This window comes from Antrihabitans stalagmiti, assembly GCF_016482825.1.
GTDB lineage: Bacteria > Actinomycetota > Actinomycetes > Mycobacteriales > Mycobacteriaceae > Antrihabitans > Antrihabitans stalagmiti.
The window spans coordinates 105659-128303 of the sequence record NZ_JAEMNV010000003.1 but is presented as its reverse complement, the minus strand read 5'-3'; the positions used below and the strand labels follow the sequence as shown (position 1 = coordinate 128303).

At 62.9% G+C, this 22645-nt stretch carries 23 protein-coding genes; 12 read left to right on the top strand and 11 right to left on the bottom strand.

Annotated features, from left to right (window positions below; translation table 11 throughout):
• Nucleotides 1-53: 53 nt before the first annotated feature.
• Nucleotides 54-1151, bottom strand: a complete 1098-nt coding sequence (locus tag JGU71_RS09140) for a lipase family protein (protein WP_199703766.1) — start codon at nucleotides 1149-1151, stop codon at nucleotides 54-56.
• Nucleotides 1152-1343: 192 nt separating this feature from the next.
• On the opposite strand from JGU71_RS09140, the gene JGU71_RS09135 reads away from it, so the two are divergent.
• Genes JGU71_RS09135 through JGU71_RS09125 form a run of 3 tightly spaced genes read left to right on the top strand, consistent with a single transcriptional unit; the run spans nucleotide 1344 to nucleotide 4386 of the window.
• On the top strand, nucleotides 1344-1946 hold the full coding sequence (locus JGU71_RS09135) for a TetR/AcrR family transcriptional regulator (protein ID WP_199703765.1): 603 nt from the start codon (nucleotides 1344-1346) through the stop codon (nucleotides 1944-1946).
• Complete coding sequence (locus tag JGU71_RS09130; RefSeq protein ID WP_199703764.1) at nucleotides 1943-2821, top strand: SDR family NAD(P)-dependent oxidoreductase; 879 nt, start codon at nucleotides 1943-1945, stop codon at nucleotides 2819-2821. Before JGU71_RS09135 ends, JGU71_RS09130 begins: the two co-directional genes overlap by 4 nt.
• Nucleotides 2818-4386, top strand: coding sequence for an AMP-binding protein (locus JGU71_RS09125; protein ID WP_199703763.1), 1569 nt, complete (start codon nucleotides 2818-2820; stop codon nucleotides 4384-4386). Before JGU71_RS09130 ends, JGU71_RS09125 begins: the two co-directional genes overlap by 4 nt.
• Before the next feature lies 1 nt (nucleotide 4387).
• On the opposite strand, the gene JGU71_RS09120 is transcribed toward JGU71_RS09125, so the two are convergent.
• The 6 genes from JGU71_RS09120 to JGU71_RS09095 form a co-directional block, all read right to left on the bottom strand.
• The gene (locus tag JGU71_RS09120) at nucleotides 4388-4876 is read right to left on the bottom strand and encodes a MarR family winged helix-turn-helix transcriptional regulator (protein ID WP_199703762.1); all 489 of its coding nucleotides are present in this window, start codon (nucleotides 4874-4876) and stop codon (nucleotides 4388-4390) included.
• Nucleotides 4873-5358 (bottom strand): pyridoxamine 5'-phosphate oxidase family protein, encoded by a 486-nt coding sequence (locus tag JGU71_RS09115; protein ID WP_199703761.1) that lies wholly within the window; start codon nucleotides 5356-5358, stop codon nucleotides 4873-4875. The genes JGU71_RS09120 and JGU71_RS09115 overlap by 4 nt, the downstream gene beginning before the upstream one ends.
• Before the next feature lie 326 nt (nucleotides 5359-5684).
• Nucleotides 5685-7304: a BCCT family transporter gene (locus tag JGU71_RS09110; RefSeq protein ID WP_199703760.1), complete on the bottom strand. Its 1620-nt coding sequence runs from the start codon at nucleotides 7302-7304 to the stop codon at nucleotides 5685-5687.
• Between the two features lie 71 nt (nucleotides 7305-7375).
• On the bottom strand, nucleotides 7376-7783 hold the full coding sequence (locus tag JGU71_RS09105) for a RidA family protein (protein ID WP_199703759.1): 408 nt from the start codon (nucleotides 7781-7783) through the stop codon (nucleotides 7376-7378).
• Nucleotides 7780-8556 carry an IclR family transcriptional regulator gene (locus JGU71_RS09100; protein ID WP_199703758.1) on the bottom strand — a complete coding sequence of 259 codons (777 nt, stop codon included), beginning with the start codon at nucleotides 8554-8556 and terminating at the stop codon, nucleotides 7780-7782. The genes JGU71_RS09105 and JGU71_RS09100 overlap by 4 nt, the downstream gene beginning before the upstream one ends.
• On the bottom strand, nucleotides 8553-9602 hold the full coding sequence (locus JGU71_RS09095) for a sugar kinase (protein ID WP_307829571.1): 1050 nt from the start codon (nucleotides 9600-9602) through the stop codon (nucleotides 8553-8555). Before JGU71_RS09095 ends, JGU71_RS09100 begins: the two co-directional genes overlap by 4 nt.
• Before the next feature lie 125 nt (nucleotides 9603-9727).
• Between JGU71_RS09095 and JGU71_RS09090 the strand changes: the two genes are divergently transcribed.
• The 4 genes from JGU71_RS09090 to JGU71_RS09075 are packed head-to-tail and all read left to right on the top strand — an operon-like array spanning nucleotide 9728 to nucleotide 14778.
• On the top strand, nucleotides 9728-11038 hold the full coding sequence (locus JGU71_RS09090) for a type III PLP-dependent enzyme domain-containing protein (protein WP_307829570.1): 1311 nt from the start codon (nucleotides 9728-9730) through the stop codon (nucleotides 11036-11038).
• Between the two features lie 15 nt (nucleotides 11039-11053).
• Entirely contained in the window at nucleotides 11054-12667 is a 1614-nt protein-coding gene (locus tag JGU71_RS09085; protein ID WP_199703757.1) for an N-acyl-D-amino-acid deacylase family protein, read from the top strand.
• On the top strand, nucleotides 12664-13296 hold the full coding sequence (locus tag JGU71_RS09080; RefSeq protein WP_372433135.1) for a bifunctional 4-hydroxy-2-oxoglutarate aldolase/2-dehydro-3-deoxy-phosphogluconate aldolase: 633 nt from the start codon (nucleotides 12664-12666) through the stop codon (nucleotides 13294-13296). Before JGU71_RS09085 ends, JGU71_RS09080 begins: the two co-directional genes overlap by 4 nt.
• 24 nt (nucleotides 13297-13320) lie before the next feature.
• Nucleotides 13321-14778, top strand: coding sequence for a GntP family permease (locus tag JGU71_RS09075; protein ID WP_199703756.1), 1458 nt, complete (start codon nucleotides 13321-13323; stop codon nucleotides 14776-14778).
• A 51-nt stretch (nucleotides 14779-14829) separates the two neighbouring features.
• Here JGU71_RS09075 and JGU71_RS09070 read toward each other — a convergent pair whose 3' ends face one another.
• The gene (locus JGU71_RS09070; protein ID WP_199703755.1) at nucleotides 14830-15759 is read right to left on the bottom strand and encodes a DMT family transporter; all 930 of its coding nucleotides are present in this window, start codon (nucleotides 15757-15759) and stop codon (nucleotides 14830-14832) included.
• A gap of 81 nt (nucleotides 15760-15840) precedes the next feature.
• Between JGU71_RS09070 and JGU71_RS09065 the strand changes: the two genes are divergently transcribed.
• Both JGU71_RS09065 and JGU71_RS09060 read left to right on the top strand, forming a co-directional pair.
• Nucleotides 15841-16764, top strand: a complete 924-nt coding sequence (locus tag JGU71_RS09065; protein ID WP_199703754.1) for a LysR family transcriptional regulator — start codon at nucleotides 15841-15843, stop codon at nucleotides 16762-16764.
• A gap of 96 nt (nucleotides 16765-16860) precedes the next feature.
• On the top strand, nucleotides 16861-17349 hold the full coding sequence (locus tag JGU71_RS09060; RefSeq protein ID WP_199703753.1) for an FBP domain-containing protein: 489 nt from the start codon (nucleotides 16861-16863) through the stop codon (nucleotides 17347-17349).
• Here JGU71_RS09060 and JGU71_RS09055 read toward each other — a convergent pair.
• On the bottom strand, nucleotides 17340-18224 hold the full coding sequence (locus JGU71_RS09055) for a LysR family transcriptional regulator (RefSeq protein ID WP_199703752.1): 885 nt from the start codon (nucleotides 18222-18224) through the stop codon (nucleotides 17340-17342). The genes JGU71_RS09060 and JGU71_RS09055 overlap by 10 nt on opposite strands.
• Before the next feature lie 71 nt (nucleotides 18225-18295).
• On the opposite strand from JGU71_RS09055, the gene dapA reads away from it, so the two are divergent.
• Nucleotides 18296-19162, top strand: a complete 867-nt coding sequence (gene dapA, locus JGU71_RS09050) for a 4-hydroxy-tetrahydrodipicolinate synthase (RefSeq protein WP_199703751.1) — start codon at nucleotides 18296-18298, stop codon at nucleotides 19160-19162.
• Between the two features lie 5 nt (nucleotides 19163-19167).
• Here the strand turns inward: dapA and JGU71_RS09045 are convergent, their stop codons facing one another.
• Together JGU71_RS09045 and JGU71_RS29760 are read right to left on the bottom strand one after the other, a co-directional pair.
• Entirely contained in the window at nucleotides 19168-20241 is a 1074-nt protein-coding gene (locus JGU71_RS09045; RefSeq protein ID WP_199703750.1) for an IS110 family RNA-guided transposase, read from the bottom strand.
• 295 nt (nucleotides 20242-20536) lie between these two features.
• Nucleotides 20537-20659 (bottom strand): excalibur calcium-binding domain-containing protein, encoded by a 123-nt coding sequence (locus JGU71_RS29760; protein ID WP_307829623.1) that lies wholly within the window; start codon nucleotides 20657-20659, stop codon nucleotides 20537-20539.
• A gap of 100 nt (nucleotides 20660-20759) precedes the next feature.
• Here JGU71_RS29760 and JGU71_RS29755 point away from each other — a divergent pair, with 100 nt between their 5' ends.
• Nucleotides 20760-21089 carry a hypothetical protein gene (locus tag JGU71_RS29755; protein WP_233529198.1) on the top strand — a complete coding sequence of 110 codons (330 nt, stop codon included), beginning with the start codon at nucleotides 20760-20762 and terminating at the stop codon, nucleotides 21087-21089.
• A gap of 271 nt (nucleotides 21090-21360) precedes the next feature.
• Nucleotides 21361-22620: a reverse transcriptase family protein gene (locus JGU71_RS09035; protein ID WP_199703748.1), complete on the top strand. Its 1260-nt coding sequence runs from the start codon at nucleotides 21361-21363 to the stop codon at nucleotides 22618-22620.
• The last annotated feature ends 25 nt before the right edge of the window (nucleotides 22621-22645 follow it).

Genomic DNA, 22645 nt, shown 5'->3' with positions numbered 1-22645 from the left:
CAGCTCGTCCACACAAACGTTCCGCGATCGCGATCGGATCCGATCCGCGCGAATCACCGCTGATCGTGTGCGGCGAAACGCTCGGCCAGAAATCCGAATCCTTTGGGTGCCAGAAATATTCCACCGGTCACATGTTCACGAGCGCGCATGTCGTAGCGTCGGACGTCCGCGCCGGCGGCTCGCCAGTCCCGTTCCAATTTTCGCGCTTGAGCGTGCGGGATGATCTGATCGTGCGTGCTGGCACCGATGAGTACCGGCGCTGCAGGCGCTACTGAACCGAGGGCGTTCTCGCGGAGTCGGGCGATAACCTCGGGCAATTCGTAGGGTGATTGCTGCACGTATGCGGATACCTTCTTCGGAAACATGCTCGCCCCCAAAGCAATTGCTGAGAAGATATTCGTATTGCCGAACCTCTCGACAGCGCGATGCCCCTTCGGTGTGAGGTGGCTGTACACGTCGAGTTCGGGGTAGGCGGCGTTGAGGCCTATCAGCCCGTAGATCAACAGAAACGCGAAGGTTCCACCGTCGTGCGTCGGGATCATCTGCTCGAGGTCGGCGGGCGCAGCACCGACGACGCCACCGACGAGCGGCAGGTCGGGCGCGTACGTCGGCTGCAGTTCCAATGCCCACCCTGCTGCGTGCCCTCCTTCGGAATAGCCGTAAATGGCAAGGGGGCCTTCTGGATCGAGCCCTGCGGCACCGAGTTGGCGGGCAGCCCGCACGCAGTCGAGGACCGCAGGACCCAATGCGCGGCCCATGACATAGGGGTGATCACCTGGCGTTGCCAATCCCGGATAGTCGGTCAGCGTAATCGCCCACCCACGCCGTAGCGCACCTGCGATGAGGACGGCCTCGTACTCCGTACCGGCCGCCAGCTGGCGCGAGGGCGCCGAGGCGTTCGACAGACCTTGAGTTCCGATTGCGTACCCGATCAGCGGTCGCGCCCCCTTGCCGCGGTACCGAGTCGTCGGGACCAGAACGACGCCCGACACCATAGTCGGATGGCCGGTTGCCGAGGTGGATCGATACCTGATGCGCCATGCGCGAGCGGGCATAGGCACACCGGGAACGATGTAGGCCTTCATCCGCTCTGCGTCGAGCAGATCGCCAGGGCGAAACTCACCGTCGATGCGTACTGCCTGCCCGATCATCGAACTCGTCCGTCTGTCATCGTTGACTTCCCGCCATTCTGAACTTTGTTCATAATGAGTTGCGCCCGAGCGTGCCAGCACTTGCCGACAGCTGTCAACAGTCGGCGCCCGATTGCAACCGGGCTTGCCATCGACGATGCCGGGGAGCATTATGAACACTGTTCATAATTGCTGAAACCAAGATTGGACGGCATGGCAACCAAGTGGGGCGACCGCGAGGCACGGCGATCGGACATACTTCGCGTGAGTCGAGAACTGTTGCGCGAGAACGGTTTAGCCGCCTTGCAAATGCGGGAGGTTGCCCGCAGCGCAGGGATCGCGCTTGGCACGGTTTATACCTACTTCCCTACCAAAGAGTCCCTGTATGCGGCCATGTATGCCGAGCGACTCGACCGGATGCTCACCGAACTCGAGCCCGCGCTCGAGACGCAGACCGACCCCGAGGAGCTTTTCGTCATAGTTGCGACGAGCTATCGCGACGTCTACGCCGAATATGGCAAAGACCTGGACATCCTCTCCGTCCTCGAGGGTCGTCCCGAGCTCGATCCTGCTGTCCGTGCGCAACTCGCAGCTTCGACGATCCAGGTCTTCGCGGGTCTTCGAAAAGTCATCGACGGTGTCGCCGTGGGTCAGCCCGATCTTGCAATGACCGTCTTGTGGTCGACGATCACTGGCCTCGCGAACCACTTCACCAGCATCCGGCACGAGCTGCACACCTACACCTGGGACGAAACCGTCCGATTCGCCGCCCGCGGTCTCGTCCGTGGTTTCATCACCGAAAGGCAGACACAATGAACGTCGTCGACACCATGCTCGACCGTCTGGTCAATCCACCACGATCCGCCGATCCCGATCGCCTACGCGCAGCCGTATCCGGAAAAGTCGTTCTCGTGACAGGCGCGTCCTACGGCCTCGGCGAAGCGACCGCGCGCAAGCTCGGCGCGGCAGGAGCCACAGTGTTGATGGTCGCGCGGACCGCCGAGAAGCTCGATGACGTCGCCGCATCCATCAACGCCGGCGGGGGATCAGCCGTCGCCTATCCAATCGATCTCACCGACGAAGCATCGACGGCCGAGTTGGCGAAACGAATCACCGAGGAACATGGCGCCACGGATATCGTCGTCAACAACGCCGGGAAGTCGATTCGGCGTTCCCTCGATCTGCAATACGACCGCCCGCAGGACTTCCAGCGGACGATCGACATCAACTACCTGGGTCCGGTCCGCCTCCTCCTTGGCCTTCTGCCTTCCATGCGTGAGGCTCGAACCGGACATGTGGTCAACGTGTCGACGATCGGCGTTCGGATCGCGCCGGGACCTCGATGGGGTGCGTACCAGGCATCGAAAGGTGCCTTCGATACGTGGCTGCGCAGCGTCAGTCCCGAACTAAACGCCGATGGCGTCCACGTCAGCTCGTTGTACATGGCGCTCATCCACACACGGATGAGTGCTCCGACACCGATCATGCGCAAACTGCCTGGCCTGCATCCTGACGAAGCGGCAGACATCGTGTCGAAGGCCATCATCGAGCGTCCGCGAACTCTCGAACCGTGGTGGACGTGGCCTGCAGAGCTCGGGTCCGCGATTGCACCGGGGCCGGTCGACCGTGCAATGCGAATCATGCACCGGTTCTCGACCGACACCGCCAGCGCACTCGGCGGCACACGATGACACTCGTCGATACCGCCCGGACCGGAATTGGTGCACTGACACGCTCGCGTCTCGTTGCACCCATTGCGCCGCAACGTATCTACGGCATGGCAAGGGCGGTTCACCGTGGCGGCGCCAACCCTGCGACTCTACTTTCCGTAGCCGCTGCCCGCTGGCCCAACCGCGCGGCCGTCATCGACGACGACGGAGCAATCACCTACCGCGAGTTGAGTATCCGAACAGCCGAACTCGCAGCGGCGCTGTCGACGCGAAACAACATCGGCACCGGCGCTGCGGTTGGAATCCTCTGCCGCAACGGTCGCGGCTTTGTCGGAGCAACTTTCGCGGCGGCAGCGACCGGAGCCGACGTTGTGCTTCTGAACACCGACTTCGACTCACGTGCCCTTGCTGGCGCGATCGCTGCACACAAGATCCGAGTTGTTTTGTGCGACAGCGAGTTTATGGAGCTCGTCACCTCGGCAGACACCAGTGTTGTCGCACTGGATCCCGCCGTGCAGTCGACGGTCGACAGTCGTATCCGCGTGACCCCTGCGGCCGCCGGACGAATCGTCCTGCTGACGTCCGGTACGACCGGTGTCCCGAAGGGCGTGCCGAGGACACCTGCTATCGGGCCCGTACTCGGTGTTGGAGCGACAATCCTCGACCGGACCGGTCTACGCGTCGGCACTCGGATACTGCTCGCAGTACCGATGTTTCACGCGTTCGGATTTGGGATCCTCACCCTTGCAACCGCGCTCGGCGGCACGATGATCACACGACGTCGTTTCGATGCAGAAGCGGCGTTGGCACAGGCTTCGCTGCACCGGGCGGATGCCATCGCCGGAGTGCCGATCATGTTCGCACGCATTGTGGATCTGCCGGATGCGGTCATCGCCCGAAACCCCCTGCGACGTTTACGCGTTGCGATCTCGGGTGGGGCTCCGCTGAGTCCGGCGCTGGCCGAGAGATTTATGGAAACATTCGGCGACATCCTCTACAACGGCTACGGATCGTCGGAGGTGGGCATCGGCACTTTCGCTACGCCGGACGACTTGCGACAGGCACCGGGCACGGTTGGCCGTCCCGTCGTCGGATCACCAATTCGGATACTCGACGACGCGGGATCGCCTGTGACACCAGGAGTTGTCGGCAGAATCTTCGTCGGCGGGGACCTGGCATTCGACGGTTACACCGACGGTGCGACCAAGGCGGTCGTCGACAGGCTGACAAGCACCGGCGACATGGGGTACGTCGACGAATATGGCCGGCTGTTCATCGAAGGCCGGGACGACGACATGATCGTCTCCGGCGGCGAAAACGTCTATCCGCGTGCAGTCAGCAATGCATTGGATCGTCATCCTGACGTCGCGGACAACGCCGTCACCGGCGTGCCCGACGACGCCTTCGGTCATCGTCTTGCCGCCTACGTCGTACGTCGTCCTGGGTCTACTCTCGATGCGCAGATTCTTCGGGAGTACTTGAAGACCAACGCTTCTCGATTCGAACAACCGCGGGACATACACATCGTCTCCGAGATACCGCGAAATCCTGCGGGCAAGGTACTAAAGCGTGAGCTACTGAAGTAGGTCAACTCGGCGGCACGAGGTTGCGGCTTTCGAGGTCGTCGAGCGCACCGACTTCAGCAGCGAGAAACTGCAAACCGTTGATCAGTTTCGCGAGTTCACTGTCCCCGAGCCGACGACGGAGTTGGTCGTTCAGTGCTGCACGGGCTGCGCAGCCCGCGTCGATGACGGCCCAACCTCGTTCTGCGAGTTCGACATTGCGTACACGCTGATCATCGGGATCGGCAACTCGGCGCACGTAGCCGAGGCGTTCGAGTTCGATGGTCGACTTGGAGATCGCCTGTTGCGTCAGACCGAGTCGCGCGGCCAGTTCGCCGATCGTCACCGGGCCGTCGAGAAGATGCTGGAAGACGTAGCCGTGACTGTCACGAGCATCGTCGAACCCCGCGCGAGTGAGAGTTTCCCGGATCGACCGGTTCATGGCAGCGGAAATTGCCGTGCACAGCAGCGAGACATCCTCGGCTGCCGGGATCGGCTCGCGGGCCGAGTTCACACAGCCTCCGCGACGCGCGACCACCGGGAGGCGCTGCGACCCGCGGCGAAGTCCTCGGCACGCGTGGCCTGGACTCGGTAGGGGCGTAACTCGAGCACCGCGAATTCAGCGCTGCGCCATCCGTCCGGCCAGATCGTCCCAGGGTCGAAGCCGAGGGGCGGTGGCGTGGCCGCAATTGTGTGCCACGCAACTTCGAGTTCGTCAGCGCCGAGCCAGCGACAATCGCAGTCGAAGAAGGCTGTGTGATGCTGTGGACTCCAGTACCCACACGTCATCACGGGATGGGACCCGAGGTGCCTGCGCTTCAGTGGCGTGGGTCTCGCTGTCACCAAACCTGTTGTCTCCGTGTTGTTCCAGAGCCAGACGGGATGGACGACCCGTGATCGCGGACGGCCGTCCGGCCCAACCGTGGTGGCGATGCTGTACACAATCTCCTCGACGATTGCTCTTGCCTGCGCGAATACGACGCACGAATTGCTCACGGCACACCTCGAAAACGCTCGGTTTCACATGAAACATTGCAACACTCCAGTTGTACAACCTAGGTGCACAACCACAGTTGTCAATTTGAGCGGATAGGTCGAGGCCGATGACATGAACTCCAGTGGTGGGCGATGTCCGGCCGCATCGGTTGTCGAGATCTCCAACGTCACGGCCCTACCAGGGGCAACACACCTTCGACCCGAAACGACGGCGGTTGATCGATAAGACCTGTTATTGGTTCGACCGAAAGCTCGATTGCCGGATCGTCCCTACGTCAACTCCTCCTGCCGGAGGCAACCCTTTGCATCCTTGTCGGCCTCCCACACTATTTTCGGGTAGCGCCGACGTCGGCCTCCTCGATCTCGCGTCGACGTCGCAAACCTTCGATGATCAGAGGATCGCTACTCAGATCGCGGTAGAGGGATACACACAATCCGATCATGACTATTGCAAACGGCGCTGCAGCGATGATCGTCATCGTCTGCAATCCGCTGAGTGCATCCGAACCACCGCTCCACAACAGCAGTGCCGCAATACCTCCGGTGAGGACACCCCAGAAGACGACGGTCCACCGTGACGGATGGAGCGTTCCCCGCTGGGACAGTGTGCCCATCACCATCGATGCAGCGTCTGCACCGGAGACGAAGAAGATCGCCACGAGCACCATGACCAGGAACGACGAAATGCCTGCGATCGGCAGCTCGGACAGCATTCCGAACAACTGCGACTCGGGACTGCCCTTGCCCGCCAGATCGGCACCGTCACGCTGTTGCCCGATAGCCGAACCACCAAAGATCGAGAACCAGAGCAGGCTGACGACGCTCGGAACCAAGATGACGCCGATGACGAACTGACGGATCGTGCGGCCGCGGCTGATGCGAGCAAGGAACATGCCGACGAACGGGGTCCACGAGATCCACCACGCCCAGTAGAAGATCGTCCACGACGACAGCCACTTCGCCGTCTCGGCATCGCCGGCGGCAGCGGTGCGAGCAGACATCCCGGTGATCTGCGAGGCGTAGTCACCCAGAGCTGTAGGTATCAGGTTGAGGATCAAAACCGTTGGTCCGCAGACGAAGACGAAGATCGCGAGGATCAGCGCCAACACCATGTTCGTGTTCGACAGCCACTGAATACCCTTGGCAACGCCCGACACCGCGGACGCAACGAACGCGAGCGTGAGAACAGCGACGACAGCGACCAAGAGCAACGTCCCTGCCGTATCCATCCAGCCGAGCACCTCTACGCCGGATCCGATCTGGAGCGCGCCGAGACCAAGGGACGCCGCCGTCCCGAACATCGTCGCGAAGATCGCGAGGATGTCGATGACCTTGCCGATCGGGCCTTCGGCACGCTTCCTGCCGAGCAACGGGATGAACGCCGAGCTGATCAGTTGCTTGCGGTCCATGCGATAGGTGCCGTACGCGATCGACAGACCCACGACCGCATAGATCGACCAGGGATGCAGACTCCAGTGAAACATCGTCGTTGCCATGGCCGTTCCGATACCGGGCTCGGTACCAGGCGGCGGCGTGACGAAGTGGGTGAGAGGCTCACTGACGCCGTAGAACATCAGGCCGATGCCCATTCCGGCGCTGAACATCATCGCGATCCAGCTGACCGTGTTGAACTCGGGCTTCTCGCCGTCCTTACCGAGCGGGATCTTCCCGAATCTGCTGACCGCCAACCATATTGCGAACAACACGAAACCGGACGCAGCGACGACGAAGAGCCAGCCGAGGTTCACGACGAGCCAGGTGAGAATCGAATCGGAAATACTCTTCAGGTTGTCGGGCCACACCAGGCCCCACACCAGAATCGCCGCAGCGATCGCGGCAGTCACCGCGAAGACAATGCGGTCGACGGGCACAGGGCCATGGTGCTTCGGACCGGGTCCGTCACCGGTAGTTGAGTCGAGCAGCGCCGGATCGTCGTGGGTCGCCATACCTACAAGGTGCTTTGGTTGGCTTACAAATACAAGCCCTGACCGCAACATTAACGACGAGCAAACAGCAATCAGTCGCTGATGACCGCGATTGCGTCGATTTCGACGAGCATCTGCTCACGGGGGAGACCGGTGAACACTGTCGTTCGGCTCGGGAGCACGTCGCCGACAGTGTTTGCAACGACGAATTCGCCGTAGGCGTCGTTCATCGCGGCGAAATCATCGCGTGTGGTGAGGTAGACGCGAAGCATCACAACATCGTCGAAGGTTGCGCCGCTCGCGTTGACGATCGCCTTGACGTTCTGCAGCGTGCGAATCGTCTGGGCGCCAACATCTCCTGGGTATAGATATTCGTTCGTTGCAGGGTCGACCGGACCCTGCCCGGAGACCTGCACGAACGGACCCTTGCGAACACCCTGGGAAAAGGTGTGCGCTGGTGCGGGTGCGTCGGTGGTGCTTACTGCAATCTTGCCGGTCATCGAAAGCCTTTCTTGGTAGCTGGTTGAATGTCCGGACTCCAGCCGAGTTCGGCTGATACCGCTGCCGCGGCGGCACGCACCTGCGGCAGTGTGGCCAACACTTGATCGTGGTCGAGCAACATGTCGGGAACAGACATGCTGACGGCTGCGACCACTGCGCCGGTTCCGTCGCGGATCGGAACGCCGATACAGTTGACGAAGCTCTCGTGCTCTTCGTGATCCTCCGCATACCCCTGTGCAACAACATGTTCGAGCTCGTCGAGGTACGCATCGGGCGACAGAATGGTCCGCTCCGTGAACTTCGGATATTCGATGCTCTCGGCGATCGCGCGCCATTCGGAACGAGGCCGCGCCGAGACCAACACCTTGCCGACCGCAGTGCAATGCAACGGGGCAGGACGACCTACTCGTGAATACATCCGAACGCTCTGTATCGCGTCGAACTTGTCGATGTACACGGCTTCGCCGGATTCGTAGGTGGCGAGGTGAATCGTTTGTCCGGTGCTCGAATTGAGCGCACTCAGATGCGGTCTGGCAAGCGTTCGGATGTCGCGTTGTTCGAGTGCACGATTCGACAGTTCGAAGAATCGGGAGCCCAGCAGATATCGATGCTCGTCGTCATGAAAAACGAAGCGCTCGGACTCCATCGTCCGCAGCAGACGCAACACCGTCGATTTGTGGACGTCGAGCTGGGTCGCGAGTTGCTCGAGCGACTTCGAATCCTCGCCGAGAGCGGTGAGAATCGTCAGGGCACGCAGGAGGCTTTGGCTCATAACGCCACATTCTCTGGCACACGCAGGCCGGGTCGGTAGTCCATTCGAGCCCACTCCTGCGCCGGCACCGTCGCCAGTGCGTGCAGTTCGGCGACCTGCGGCAGTTCCGCGACATCGCCGTGTCCCGTCAAAGCCGCTGCGGCGCAAAGGTGCCCGAATCGCAGGCGCTCCTGATGGTCCCGACCCTGCAGCAACCCGGCAAGGAAACCGCCGGCGAACGCGTCCCCGGCACCGATCCGTTCCACAACGTCCAGACGCAATGCGGGCACATCGACTCGCTCGTCCCGCCAGAACCCGGTGACCGTATGTGCGTCGTTCTTGACGACCAGGTGCGTCGGCTCCGGAAAAAGTCGTCGTAGTTCGGCGGGGTCTTCCGTGCCGAACACAGCGCCAGCCTCGTCCGCACCCATCAGGACGACATCGGACCCACGGACGTGTCGGGCGAGGATCTCGGCGACCTCGGTCCCCGCGAGGCCTCGCGCCGCCCATAGTGCGGGTCGGTAGTTGAGGTCGAAACTCACCTGGCGGGCCCCACGAGGCAGGGCGACCAGCACCTCGGTCAGCTGCGTAGCGGAGTCCGACAGCGCCGTGGTTACCCCCGTGAAGTGGACGACATTCGCGCGATTCAACAACCCGGCGGCCGGGGACGCGGTGAGGTCGACGGGACTGAACGCACTCGCAGCAGATCCATTGCGGTAGTACAGCATCCGACTCTGCCCAGCGCCGAGTGGGCCGTCGCCGATACCCCGCTCCTTGACATAGACCGCCGTCGGACGAGCGGGATCGGTCACCACGGCAGAGATATCGATGCCGCGCCGCGCCAGTTGCTCAACAAGGTAGCGACCGAAACCGTCGTCGCCGACACGCGACACCCAGGAAGCATCGACGCCGAGTTGCGCGAGAACGGTTGCAACATTCGCCTCGGCCCCACCTGCGGTTCTTTCGAAGGTAGCCGAGTCCTCGAGCGGTCCTGGCTGCGCGACCAGCACTGCCAGACCCTCTCCGACGGTGACCACCCGTGGCCGAACCGATGTTGGCGACGTCACATCAATCTCCTCCGAACCCTTGCGCTTCACGAGCTGTTCATTGCAGAATAGCCAGGTCGAACAAAATACGCAATACGCGTTGCACAATACGCAACGCAAGAACGACAGCCGGAAGGACCCAGACTGTGATCGACGCTCAGGCAGTAGCAGCACTCCGCAACCGCACCCTCGGACCGGAGCACAAGGGCCTGCCACCCGCCGCCTGGGGCTCGACCGTCTACGAATTCCTCAGCACCGCACCTACTTTCGAGCAGTTGATCACCCCAGCCTTGACGCTGGACAACGCTGCCATCGATTCGAACGTCGCCGCGATGGCCGAGTGGGCCGAGCAGGAGGGTGTCTTGCTCGCACCGCACGGCAAGACGACGATGGCGCCGCAACTGTGGTCGAGGCAGCTGGACGCCGGCGCGTGGGCGATAACGCTCGCCACCATCTGGCAAGTGCAGTTCGCGCGGTCCTACGGCGTCGAGCGCATCATGCTCGCAAACGCATTGGTCGATCCCACCGGGCTGCGCTGGATCGCGCAGGAACTGGACCGCGACCCATCCTTCGACTTCTACTGCTGGGCCGACAGCGTCGACACCGTCGCGCTGATGGAGGACACCCTACGATCGGCCGCCGGCGAGGCCCACGTCAACGTGATCGTCGAACTCGGCGGTCCGCACGGACGTACCGGCGCGCGATCGGTCGAGGCGGCCCTCGATGTCGCGCACGCGGTGGCGAAGTCGTCTCGCCTGTCGCTCGCAGGCGTCGGCGGCTACGAGGGGGCGCTGAGTCACGACCGCACTCCTGCCGGACTCACCAATGTCCGCAACTATCTCGACGAGCTCGCCCGCCTTCATGTCGAACTACAATCTGCAGGAACATATTCCGAGCGGGCGATCATCACCGCCGGCGGTAGCGCCTACCAAGACCTCGTTGTGGATCGTCTCGCAAAACTAGCGGGCGAGAGGGACGGCGGCATCGCCACATCGGTCGTCCTTCGTTCCGGCGCCTACATAATTCACGACGACGGTTTCTATGCAGGCATCTCGCCGATGATCGAGGGCCGCGCGGAATCACCATCCCAACATGCCTTGCGATCGGCGATGCACGGCTGGGCGAGAGTTGTCTCCCACCCGGAACCCGAACTCGCGCTGCTCGATGCGGGCAAGCGCGACCTTCCCTACGACGAGGGTTTGCCGGTGCCGCAACGCTTCGCTGGACCGGATGCTCGAGTGCTCGATTCGGGAGCAACCATCTCCGCACTCAACGATCAGCATGCGTTTCTCCGGCTGCCCGGTGTTCGAGCCGATGCCGTTGCAATCGGGGACGTCGTCCGACTCGGACTTTCCCACCCGTGCACAGCTTTCGACAAGTGGCGACTGATCCCCGTGCTCGACGACGCCGACGCCGAACACCCCCGCATCGTCGACTTCATCCACACCTTCTTCTAGACAGAGCGAAACACCATGACCGACTTAGTGATCAGAGACGTCGACGTCGTCGACGGGACCGGTTCCCCGCGATACCGCGCCGATGTGCTTGTCGATGCGGGACGCATCGCCGAGATCGTCGCTCCACGGTCAGGCGTCACAGCCACGAAGACCATCGAACCCGGACCAGGCACCATCCTTGCCCCCGGCTTCATTGACATGCACGCACACTCCGATCTGCGGCTACTGACCGATCCCGCCCACTTCGCGAAAATCAGCCAGGGCGTCACGACAGAGGTCCTCGGACAGGACGGCATCGCCTACGCTCCGATCGACGACCGAGCTCTCGACGTCATCCGTCGCCAAATAGCCGGCTGGAACGGCAATCCCACCGATCTCGACTTCTCCTGGCGAACCGTCGCCGGCTATCTCGACAGACTCGACCAAGGCATCACGCCGAACGCGGCCTATCTTGTGCCGCAGGGCACGCTGCGCCTTCTCGCAGTCGGCGCAGACAAGCGACCGGCGACACCACGCGAGATCGCGCATATGCAGGAGTTGCTCGCCCAGGGCCTCACCGAGGGTGCCGTCGGAATGTCGAGCGGGCTCACCTATACCCCTGGAATGTACGCGGACACAGGCGAACTCGCCGCGCTGTGCGAAGTTGTTGCCGACTTCGGTGGCTTCTATGCGCCCCACACTCGCTCCTACGGTGCCGGGGCGCTCGAGGCGTACGCCGAAATGATCGAGTTGGCACGCACGACCGGCTGCGCATTACACCTCACCCACGCGACCATGAACTTCGGCGTAAACCGAGGTCGCGCACCGGAATTCCTCGCCATCGTCGACGAGGCAATCGAGTCGGGGTGCGATATCACCCTCGACACCTACCCCTACCTGCCCGGGGCGACGACGTTGTCTGCGCTGCTACCCAGTTGGGCGATGTCGGGTGGGCCGGACGCCGCATTGGAGCGCTTCGAAAACCCGGCGCTGCGGGAGCGCATCGCGAAAGATGTGAACGTGCACGGCTCGGACGGCTGCCATGGCGTCACCGTCGAATGGGAGACGATCCAGCTCAGTGGGGTCGCGAATCCTGAACTCGACAGCTACGTCGGCAAGACGGTCGTCGAAATCGCAGCAGAGCGGGACCTGTCACCGGTCGACGTGTTCTTCGACCTGCTTCGTCGCGACAAACTAGCGACGACGATCCTGCAGCACGTCGGGCACGAAGAGAACGTCCGCGCAATCATGCTGCACCCCAAGCACATGGGCGGCAGCGACGCGATCCTCGTCGGTGAACGCCCACACCCGCGTGCGTGGGGAACGTTCCCCCGCTACCTCGGCCACTACGTCCGCGACGTCGGGTTGTTGGGTCTGGAGGACTGCATCAATCACCTGACCGGACGCCCCGCCGAACGCCTCCGGTTGCGTGATCGCGGACTGATTCGACCCGGTTACGCGGCCGACCTCGTCGCTTTCGATCCCGAGACGGTCACCGACACCGCGACGTTCGACAACCCCAAGCAGCAGGCCCGCGGGATCAGCCATGTCCTGGTCAACGGTGTGTGTGCAATCGAAAATGCTACGCCGACAGGCAATCTCGCGGGCCGTGCTCTTCGCATGAACCCGTCCACCAAGGAGACCCGATGACAACCGCACGCCTGACAGCCATGGACGTGATACTCGAGGATCGAGTGCTCGCTGTCGTTCGCGCACCCACCATTCCCGACCCCGTCGCACTTGCAGATGCGCTGGCCGACTCTGGAATTCGTGCACTCGAACTCACCTTGACCACGCCCGGAGTGCTCGAATACCTGCGCATTGCGGCCAACTCGTCGCGTGCGGTCCTCGGCCTCGGCACAGTCCTCACCGGCGAGCAGGCTCGCGCCGCCATCGACTGTGGCGCACAGTTTCTGGTGACACCGGGCGTTCGTCCAGCTGTCGCCGAGGTCGCAGCCGAGCGTGGCATTCCGGTGGTCATGGGGGCATTCACTCCGTCCGAGGTTCTCACTGCACTGGATCTCGGTGCTGCCGCAGTCAAGATCTTTCCGGCCAGGTCACTCGGACCCGGCTACTTCAAAGACCTGCTCGGGCCCTTTCCCGATGTGGCACTGATCCCTTCCGGAGGAGTCAACGCAGGCAATGCGGCCGATTTCCTCGCCAATGGTGCCGTCGCCGTCACCGCAGGAACCGATGTCGTCTCTCCCGCCGCCGTCGCCGACGGTCTGTGGTCCGACATCGCGGCTCGCGCAGCCTCGTTCGTCACATCCATCTCCTAGAAGCATGCACTGAAAGGTCCACCCATGAGTTCCATCATCGATTGGCTACGCACGTCCACGCCGGGTCTACTGGTGCTCTGTGGCCTTGCAATCGCCGTGTTGTTGTTCACGATCATCAAGATCAAACTCGAGCCGTTCATCGCGCTGCTCATCACCGGTCTCGCGCTGGCTCTTGCTGCGGGACTGCCGGTTTCGCAGATCGTCGGTACCGCGATCAAGAGCAACGAATCGCTGCTGGAGGTGGGGTTCGGCAGCATTCTCGGGCACATCGCGGTCATCATCGGTCTGGGTACAGTGCTCGGCGCAATCCTCGAAAAGTCCGGCGGTGCAGACGTATTGACCACGAAGCTGCTCGGCGTGTTCGGTGAACGCGGAGCACCTGTCGCAATGGGGTTGCTCGGCCTGATCTTCGGCATCCCGGTGTTCTTCGATATCGGCATCTTCGTGCTCGCGCCCCTCGTCTACGTCGCGGCGAAGCGTGGCGGCAAATCGCTGGTGCTGTACGCAATGCCCATGCTCGCCGGTCTGTCGATGACGCACGCGTTCCTGCCGCCGCACCCGGGTCCGGTCGCACTCGGCGGCTTGCTCGAAGTGAGCCTCGGCTGGCTGATCTTCATGGGATTCGTTTGCGGTATACCAGGATTCATCGCCGCGGGCATCGTGTGGGGTAGCTACATCGGCAAGCGGATGCACGTCGAGGTACCGCCCGAGTTCCTCGTCACACCCGACCGTGAATCTGGCGACGACAGCGGCGGCGCGGGTGGCGCAACGATCGTGAAGCCGCACCCGACGAAGACGGTTACCGCACCACCGTCGGTCGGTCTGATCGGCGCCATCATCGCGATCCCCTTGGTCCTGATCCTCGGCGCTACCTTCGGAACACAACTGCTCGAAGAGGGTTCGAGCTTGTTGCAGGTGCTCACGTTCTTCGGTACGCCCGCGGTTGCTCTGCTCATTGCTGTCCTGGTTGCCTTCTACGTGCTCGGCGTTCGGCGAGGCTCGAGTGTGCAGGACCTCAGCACCCTCACCGGAGAGTCGCTGCGTCCGGTCGGCATGTTGCTGCTCGTGGTCGGTGCGGGTGCCTTCTTCGGAAAGGTCATCTCCGCCACAGGGATCGGGTCAGCGCTCGCTGAAACGATGTCTGCTGCAGGGCTCCCGATCATCGTCCTCGCCTACATCATCAGTTGCGGCCTCCGCATCGCACAGGGGTCGGCGACGGTGGCCATCGTCACCACCGGCGGTATCGTCGCCCCGCTCGTGGCGGAACAGAACTACTCCCAGATGGCTGTCGCCCTCATTGCCATGGCGATCGCCGCGGGTTCGATCGTTTTGAGTCACGTCAACGACGGCGGCTTCTGGATCATCTCGAAGTTCTTCAACCTGACCGTCAAGCAGACGCTGCAGACCTGGACCGTCCTGGAGACGATCCTGTCGGTTGTCAGCTTCACCGTCGCGGCAATATTGTTCGCAATTTTCGCCTAGGGCGCTCCGCGCCTCGTGAGTCTTTTCGGAGGGCCTGACCTCCGAAAGGACTCACGAGCGGCGTAGCCGCCACACGCCGCCGAGGCACAGCGCACCACCGACGAAGCCGAAGATGGTCGGAACCTCACCGAGGAAGACCCAGGACATCAGGATCGCGATGGCCGGGACAACTAGTGTGGTTGCGGCCATCTTGCCTGCATCAGAACGCGTGAGGGCATACGCCCAGGTTGTGAAGGCGATGGCAGTCGGACCGACGCCGAGGTAGACGACAGCGAGGATCGACGAGACCGGCGCCTGCGACACCTCGCTGATCGCCGCTCCCGAAAATGGCAGCAGTGCAAGGAAACCCGCAAAGCAACCGACCCAGGTCGCCGTCACAGCGTCTACGGTCCGCAAGGCGACCTTCTGCATCAGCACTCCCGCCGCGTAGAGGACGGCAGTGATCAGACCGAGGACGATGCCGAGCGAGTCGTTGGCTCCGCCACCCGATCCGCCGACTGCGATCGTGACCACACCGACGAATGCGATCGCAATGCCGACGACCAGTGGGCGACGAAAGCCTTCCGACATAAACAGCCCTGCGAATACGGCGACGAGGATCGGTGCGAAATTGACGAGCAGTGCGGCAGTGCCTGCGTCGAGATGCTGCTCGGCCCAGTTCAGCAAGACCGTGTAGCCGGCGAACCACGCCAGTCCGTAGCCGACGACCAAGCCGAGGGCGCGCCCGCGCGGTATCGGTCGCCGGTACCGCAACGCGATCACGACCAGCACAACAGTTCCCGCGGTCAGCCGAAGCAGGGCCATCGGGCCTGGTGAGAACTGCTCGCCTGCGGATCGGATCACGACGAACGACGACGCCCACAGGAGGACGGTGACGACCACCGCGAGCACAGGCAGGCTGGGCACACCAGGCAGGTCGAGCAAGCGGCCGCGACGCACGGGTTCGTCAGTCGTCGTCGGCTCGGACGCGGTTGTTGTCATACGTCCACTCTCGACCCTCAGACACGTAAGCACAAATGATTTCTTCTTAACTTCACATCAGTATTGCTGTACATTCAGGCGATGATCGATTTACACCGTCTCCGTGTATTCAGGGCGGTTGTCGCCGACGGTTCCATCAACGGGGCAGCCGCAACGCTCGGGTACACACCGTCTGCAGTCAGCCAGCATCTCACCGTCCTGCAGCGCGAAACGGGCCTCAGCCTCATCGAACGACACGGCCGCGGCGTTGTGCCAACCGCCGTGGGTCGCGCGATTGCGCACGAGGCCGGACGAGTCCTGGAGAGCATGGCCGAGTTCGAATCGTTCGTCGCCGATGTGCGCGACGGCCATACCGGGCGACTGTCGGTCTGCTATTTCGCCTCTGCCGGGTCCGCGTGGATCCCGCCGATCATCGCGACGATCACTACCGAGTTCCCCGGGTTGCGCATAGATCTGCGTCTGGTCGAGTTGGTGGTGGATGCAACCCCCGATCCCGACATCGAGATCTTCGTCGAAGGCAGTCCGCTCGCCACCAGCACCGAGTACGACGTACATCCCCTTCTCGAAGAGCCGTATGTCGTCGTGCTTCCACGAGACCATCGACTCGCCGATCGCGCAGAGATCAAGGTTTCCGAGCTGGAAGCGGAGCGCTGGGTCGACAACGACGTCGCGCGCGGTCCGTGTCGCGAGGCGACGCTACGTGCTTGCGCTGCAGCAGGTTTCATGCCGACGTTCCACATCGAAACGCACGACTATGCGACCGGTATCAGATTTGTGGCCGAAGGGGTTGGCATCACGGTTGTGCCGGTTCTCGGCTGCGGTCAGCTACCTCCGACCGTCATCGCTGTTCCGCTCGTCGACCCGACACCGACACGTCGGATCGCGGTGCGTACCAGGGCGACTTTACGTTCGAATCTTGCTGTCGCGCGAGTTCTCGAACTGCTGCGCGACCACATCGCAATAGGTCGACTCGAAGCAGGCTTTGCCGGGACGCAGTCGACCTGACATGACTGCGTACGACCGAAAAGGCGTGGACGCCGATCCTGGACCCTCCGTAACCTGAGTCCCGCCTCGACCCAAGACCCGGAACGGACCAACACAATGCAACCGCTCACCGAACGCGAGATCCGCTCGTCGTTCGTCAATTGCTCCAAAGGTGCGGCCAAACGACTTCCGGTGCCGCGCAACCTCGACGAGCGCCCGTGGGACGATCTCGACTTCTTCGGCTGGACCGACCCGTCGATGCCCGGGCGGGCCTATTTCGTAGTACCTCAGGACGACGGAGCTGTCGGAGTCCTCCTGCGCTACGAGACCGGTGGATCCGGCAAGACGCAGATGTGCTCGATCTGCCTGACCACCCACTCCGGCGGTGGAGTTGCTCTCCTGTCTGCTCACAAGGCTGGCGAATCCGGCCGTCGCGGCAACTCGATCGGCACCTATATGTGTACCGATCTCGCATGTCCGCTCTACGCGCGTGGCAAGAAGAAGCCTTCGATGGGCACGCGGTACAAGGAAGATCTGACGCCGGAGGAAAAGGCCGCGCGCGTACAGACCAACATCGGAGCGTTTGTCGCCAGGCTCTACGAATAGCCGTCTCCGATCGCGGATGCGGACGCCCGCAGTGCATTACGCGCCGCAACGACGCCAGGATGGGATCCTCTGCCACGTCTGAACGCCATATGGGTCGTCCGTCTGGCAGCCAACGCGCCGAGGACAACGTTCGGCGGCCTGGTCATTGCGCCGAGTTCGGGTACCAGTGCCACGCCCTGCCCTGCTGAAACCAGCGCGAGGACCGTGCTGAAATCGTCGGCGTGGTGACGCACTCGTGGTGTGAAACCTGCTGCCTGACAAGCACGAACGGTCATCGTGTGACACAACGTTCCTGGCGTGCCGAGGATCCAGGAATCGTCTCGGCGCGCTGCCAGAGGTTCCGCATCCAGCGCTGCAAGATAGATCGTCTCGGTGAGGAGGTGTTCGGTCTCCAATGCCGGATCGGGCTCGGCGGGTACGTAGTCGTACTCCTGGAGTAGCGCGATGTCCAAGGCGTCGGTTCGGATCGCGTCCGGGACCGTTGCCGGGTCCAGCTCGGTCACCATCAGTTCGAGATCGGGATGGTTGCGACTCAAGTCGACGAGCGCCGGCGGCAGAATCGTTCGGACCGCGGTGGGGAAGGCGCCGATCCGCAGTGCGCCGGTGAGGACGGTTCGACTGGCGGCAAGGTCTGCGGACGCCTGCTCGAGTGCCGCGAGAATCGTCTCGGTGTGCGCTACCAATGCGTGTGCCGCAGGCGTGAGAACAACGCGGCGACCCGTTCTTTCGAGGAGTGCTACGCCGGTCTCGCGTTCGAGTGCCGTCAACTGCTGCGAGACGGCGGACGGTGTGTACGACAGCGCTTCGGCCACGGCCGCAATCGTTGAACGATGGGCAAGTTCACGCAAAAGGCGTAGCTTCCGGACATCCAGCATCAGTTGATCTTACGCTCCTCGGTGCAAACGTGAAATGGACGTGACGCTCGCAACGGCTCAGTCTGGATGACATGACTCTCTCAGGACTGTTCGTCCCACTGGTGACACCGTTCGAGGACGACGGTGACATCGCATTCACCGCGCTGGAGCGACTCGCCCATTCGGTACTCGACGGCGGCGCAACCGGCCTCGTTGCACTTGCCACAACCGCAGAGACCTCGACGTTGACCGCCGACGAACGTAGTCGGGTACTCGCCGTGTGCGTTCGGGTCTGCGAGGAGCGTGACGTTCCGCTGATCGCGGGCGCGGGGTCGAATTCGACCGCAGAGTCGGTGGCTGCCGTTGCACAACTCGGTTTGCGAGTGACGGCCGCGCTGTCGGTCGTCCCGTACTACACCCGACCGTCCCAAGCCGGGATCGTCGCTCATTTCACGCGACTCGCGGGGACCAGCCCGGTGCCACTGATCGTCTACAACATTCCGTATCGCACGGGCGTTGGCCTCGACGCGGACACCTTGTTTCAGCTTGCGCGCATTCCCAACATCATCGGTTTCAAGCATGCCGTCGGTGGTATCGACGATGCGACGATGGCGATGATGTCCTGTGTGCCTGATGGATTCGCCGTCCTTGCCGGGGACGATCTGTATGCGTCGCCGCTCCTGGCCCTCGGCGCGACGGGAGCGATCACCGCATCGGCCAACGTTGCTACTGCCGCCTTTGCCGCCCTCGTGGACGCCTGGCATGCCGGCGAGACGGCTCGGGCCCAGAAGCGTGGTCACAGCCTAGTCGCGCTGACCTCAGCGTTGTTCGCCGAGCCGAATCCTGTTGTGATCAAGTCGGTTCTGGCGGCACAGGGCATCATTCCGAGCAGCTTCGTCCGACTGCCACTACTGCCTGCCACAGCATCCGCACGCGACAGGGCGCTACGCACCTTGTGATGCTCCTATGATTCGTCAACCCCGTTTTTGGGGTTGAGGACTCGGTAGATTTCGCGGGCGACGTAGCGTTTGAGGCAGCGCATGATCTCCTTGTCCGACTTGTTTTCCGCGGCTCTGCGTTCGACATAAGCCTTGGTGCGAGGGTCGTGTTTGAGACGGCAGAGCACGATGGTGTGCAGCGCCCGGTTGCCTTGCCGGTCCCCGCCGCGGTTGAGCCGATGCCGTTTGGTTTTGCCCGAGGATGCCGACAACGGGGCAACACCACACAACCGCGCGAGGCTGGTTTCGGCGTGGATCCGGTCGCGGTTTTCACCGACAGTGACCAATAGCTGCGACGCCGTTTCGAAGCCGACACCGACCAACGCCAGCAGATCCGGCGCCGCACGACGAGTCAGCATCCTCAGATCGCGGTCATGCTCTTTGATCTCGGCGCTGAGATCGAGGATGCGTTTCGCGGTCCGACGCAGCGTGGTCTTGTTGGCGGCCAGGACACCGCCGGTGGTGATCGGGTCGGGCCGCAACGCGGCGCAGGTGCGGATCAGTTTCGCTTTGGTCAGCGCGCGCAGCTGGGTACGCAACGAGTCCGGGCAGGTGACGATGACGGATTTGAGCTGCGTCATCGCCTCAGCACGAGCCTTGACTGCACTGGCACGGGCGTTGTGCAGCAACCGAATTGACTCGACGTCCCCGTCACGGTCTTTCGGGATCGTCGTCGCCCGACCCGACTGCACCGCGGCGGCGGCGTAGGCATCGAGGGGGTCGGATTTACCGTAGCGGCGACGCGCCCGGCGGTCGGGGTGATCGACCTCCACAACGGTGACCCCGGCCTGGTGCAGGTGCCGGGTCAGGCCGGCGCCGTAGCCGCCGGTGCCTTCGACACCGGCTGTGGTGATGACGCCGTAGCGGGCGGCCCAGGCCAGCAACTCGGTGCAGCCGGCGGCGTCGGTACCGAACTCGTGATCGCTTACCTTGCGGCCGTGCGAATCGATCAATGCGGCGTGGTGGGTGTCGAGGTGGGTGTCGACGCCGAGGAACAGTGCGAGGCTGACATCGGCGTGAATTTCGGTCATGCTGGTCATCGGTCAACCCTTCGATCGGTGGGCCACGCACCGGCCGGAAGGACGGACAACTCAGTGACGGGACTTGGTTGCGTCAGGCTCCTATTAGGTCACTACCGTCCGACCGGTCGCGTGTGATGTCGTCGCCGATACGAGGTCGACACATCACGAGCAAGACAATCCACGGATGTCAGAGTCCTTTAGGGTCAGGCCCCGCACCAACGACCCATCAAGTATCACTGAGTCCTTTTGGCGGTCGGGCCCTCCGGAAGTACTCACGAGCGGCGAAGCCGCCCAATATTCCCTGACGCGCCAATTAGTCTCCGCCACAAGCCTCCCCGTCGCCGTCGCGATCGAGTTTCGAGCTATAACCGGGTTCACCTCGATGCAGTGGCGCCGCGCCGGCTGCGCGGACCGCGTCACAATTCCTGTAATACACACCTGCGGGCGGTTCGGGGTCGACGGAGGGCGCAGGGGCAGGCTGCACGGTTGTTGCGATCTCCGGAATTGGTGGCGGCGGCGGAAGTGGCTGCGGCGCAATGGTCGTCGTGATCCGGGTGGTCGTCACCGGTAGTGGAATCTGCTCGAACGTCGTCGTGGGCGGAACTGTCGTGGGCGGAACCGTCGTGACGGTGGTCGTCGCTGTCGCAGATGTCGTTCTCGCAGTGGTCGTGGTCGTGGTCGTTGTGGCAGCAACGGACGCGACAGACGGCGCAGGATTCTTCTCGGTCTCGCTCTCTACCGAGTTGCCGATGATTGCAAGCACTCCCACGACCGCGACACCGCCTCCGGCGATCCACGGCCACACCTTGCGCTTCTTCGGTGGTTCCGGACGTGCCCACGGATCGGGCGAGTTCGGCGGCGTGTAGAACGGCGGATTGGTCAACGGATCCCTCTGTCGAAGTGTGCGACGGACGCCCCTAGATCGTCGGGAGGTCGCGGTCGTTACAGCGACCTGTGGCATGGTGGGTTTGTGCGGTGGAGGTGGGGCGAGAGTGGGTCGATCGGACCCGTCTCAGGGGCAACCCCTGGGTATGACAGATCAGTTGGGCACTGCGTCCGAAGCCGGCCCGCGCGCTCCGCGCGCATCGCGGCGCCGAGGACGAAGGATTCAGGTCGCCCCACTCCACCTCACATGTCATGACTCGCCGCGCAGTTCCGCCACAGCTGGCCGACCTCCTTGCCGACGAGTTCGACGCGGCCGACCGAACCTGGCAAAGATCGGACCTGGCAGAGGTATTCGGATCCTTCGTGAACGCTGTCCGCGCGGAGGAACTTGCCCAACGGGTGATCGCATTGGTGCCGACCGAACCCGTCGATCGCCGCAACAGCCTGCGTTCGATTCTTGCGGAACTGCCTGTCCTGCAACGAGTTGTCAATCTTGTCGAGCCTGCTCAGCACGAACTGCGGTTCGGGGTGCCGGAGCTCACGGACCTGCGGTCTGTCGCAAGCATGTTGAATGTGACTCCTGCAGAACTGGATTGGTTCGCAGACCGCGGCGGTTGGCTACGAAACTCGACCGAACCACTGACGCACTATCGGTACCTGCGGCGTCCCAAGGCAAGTGGGGTCAGGCTGATCGAGGCACCCAAGCCCAGGCTGCGCGAGATGCAGCGGACCATCGCACGGAAGGTTCTCGCGTCGGTTCCTGCGCACCCTGCGTGCCACGGATTCGAGAAAGAGTGCAGTGCAGCATCGTTCGCCGATCCTCATACCGGATCGGACGTTGTTGTACGCGTCGACCTGCGCAACTTCTTCTCGAGCATCGGGGTCGGCAGGGTCCGCGCTGTGTATCGGGCGATCGGCTACGACTACGCGATTGCGAACGTACTCGCGCACATCTGCACGACCGCGACAGCTGTTTCCGCTTTGCGCGGCATCGACAACCAACACGCCAGCCTGCTTCGGATGCCACACCTCGCTCAAGGCGCACCCACGTCACCTCGCCTCGCAAATCTGATCGCCCGCAATCTGGATCGTCGCGTCGCCGGGTACGCAACGAAGCACGATCTCACCTACACCCGCTACGCCGACGACCTCGCTTTCTCGGGTCCGGCGACCACCGACGTGGATGCACTGCTGTGGGCGGTCTCGCACATGGTCGACGACGAAGGGTTCACGGTGAATCGACGTAAGACGTCGGTCCGGCGACGCCATCAGCGCCAACTACTTGCAGGCCTCGTCGTCAACTCGCAACCACGCGCGCCCCGCGAGGCGTACGACGCGCTGCGGGCGCTGCTGCACAACTGCGCGCGGACCGGTGCGCATGAACAGAACACCGACGGCCACACCGATTTTCGCGCACATATCTATGGGCGGATCGCATGGATAGGGGAAACTGATCCCCGACGACGACAGCGGCTGCTCGACATGGCCGCGCGGGTCGATTGGAATCGGTGAGAATGGGCCTGAGCCTACAAAATTC

What these genes read in the sequence shown, in the direction of transcription:
- JGU71_RS09065 (WP_199703754.1), top strand. Translation starts at nt 15,841, where the DNA reads ATGATCGATTTACACCGTCTCCGTGTATTCAGGGCGGTTGTCGCCGAC.
- JGU71_RS09125 (WP_199703763.1), top strand. Translation starts at nt 2,818, where the DNA reads ATGACACTCGTCGATACCGCCCGGACCGGAATTGGTGCACTGACACGC.
- JGU71_RS09140 (WP_199703766.1), bottom strand. Translation starts at nt 1,151, where the DNA reads ATGATCGGGCAGGCAGTACGCATCGACGGTGAGTTTCGCCCTGGCGAT.
- JGU71_RS09105 (WP_199703759.1), bottom strand. Translation starts at nt 7,783, where the DNA reads ATGACCGGCAAGATTGCAGTAAGCACCACCGACGCACCCGCACCAGCG.
- JGU71_RS09100 (WP_199703758.1), bottom strand. Translation starts at nt 8,556, where the DNA reads ATGAGCCAAAGCCTCCTGCGTGCCCTGACGATTCTCACCGCTCTCGGC.
- JGU71_RS09130 (WP_199703764.1), top strand. Translation starts at nt 1,943, where the DNA reads ATGAACGTCGTCGACACCATGCTCGACCGTCTGGTCAATCCACCACGA.
- JGU71_RS09080 (WP_372433135.1), top strand. Translation starts at nt 12,664, where the DNA reads ATGACAACCGCACGCCTGACAGCCATGGACGTGATACTCGAGGATCGA.
- JGU71_RS09035 (WP_199703748.1), top strand. Translation starts at nt 21,361, where the DNA reads ATGACTCGCCGCGCAGTTCCGCCACAGCTGGCCGACCTCCTTGCCGAC.
- JGU71_RS09110 (WP_199703760.1), bottom strand. Translation starts at nt 7,304, where the DNA reads ATGGCGACCCACGACGATCCGGCGCTGCTCGACTCAACTACCGGTGAC.
- JGU71_RS09075 (WP_199703756.1), top strand. Translation starts at nt 13,321, where the DNA reads ATGAGTTCCATCATCGATTGGCTACGCACGTCCACGCCGGGTCTACTG.
- JGU71_RS09135 (WP_199703765.1), top strand. Translation starts at nt 1,344, where the DNA reads ATGGCAACCAAGTGGGGCGACCGCGAGGCACGGCGATCGGACATACTT.
- JGU71_RS09070 (WP_199703755.1), bottom strand. Translation starts at nt 15,759, where the DNA reads ATGACAACAACCGCGTCCGAGCCGACGACGACTGACGAACCCGTGCGT.
- JGU71_RS29755 (WP_233529198.1), top strand. Translation starts at nt 20,760, where the DNA reads ATGGTCGTCGTGATCCGGGTGGTCGTCACCGGTAGTGGAATCTGCTCG.
- JGU71_RS09055 (WP_199703752.1), bottom strand. Translation starts at nt 18,224, where the DNA reads ATGCTGGATGTCCGGAAGCTACGCCTTTTGCGTGAACTTGCCCATCGT.
- JGU71_RS09060 (WP_199703753.1), top strand. Translation starts at nt 16,861, where the DNA reads ATGCAACCGCTCACCGAACGCGAGATCCGCTCGTCGTTCGTCAATTGC.
- JGU71_RS09085 (WP_199703757.1), top strand. Translation starts at nt 11,054, where the DNA reads ATGACCGACTTAGTGATCAGAGACGTCGACGTCGTCGACGGGACCGGT.
- dapA (WP_199703751.1), top strand. Translation starts at nt 18,296, where the DNA reads ATGACTCTCTCAGGACTGTTCGTCCCACTGGTGACACCGTTCGAGGAC.
- JGU71_RS09045 (WP_199703750.1), bottom strand. Translation starts at nt 20,241, where the DNA reads ATGACCAGCATGACCGAAATTCACGCCGATGTCAGCCTCGCACTGTTC.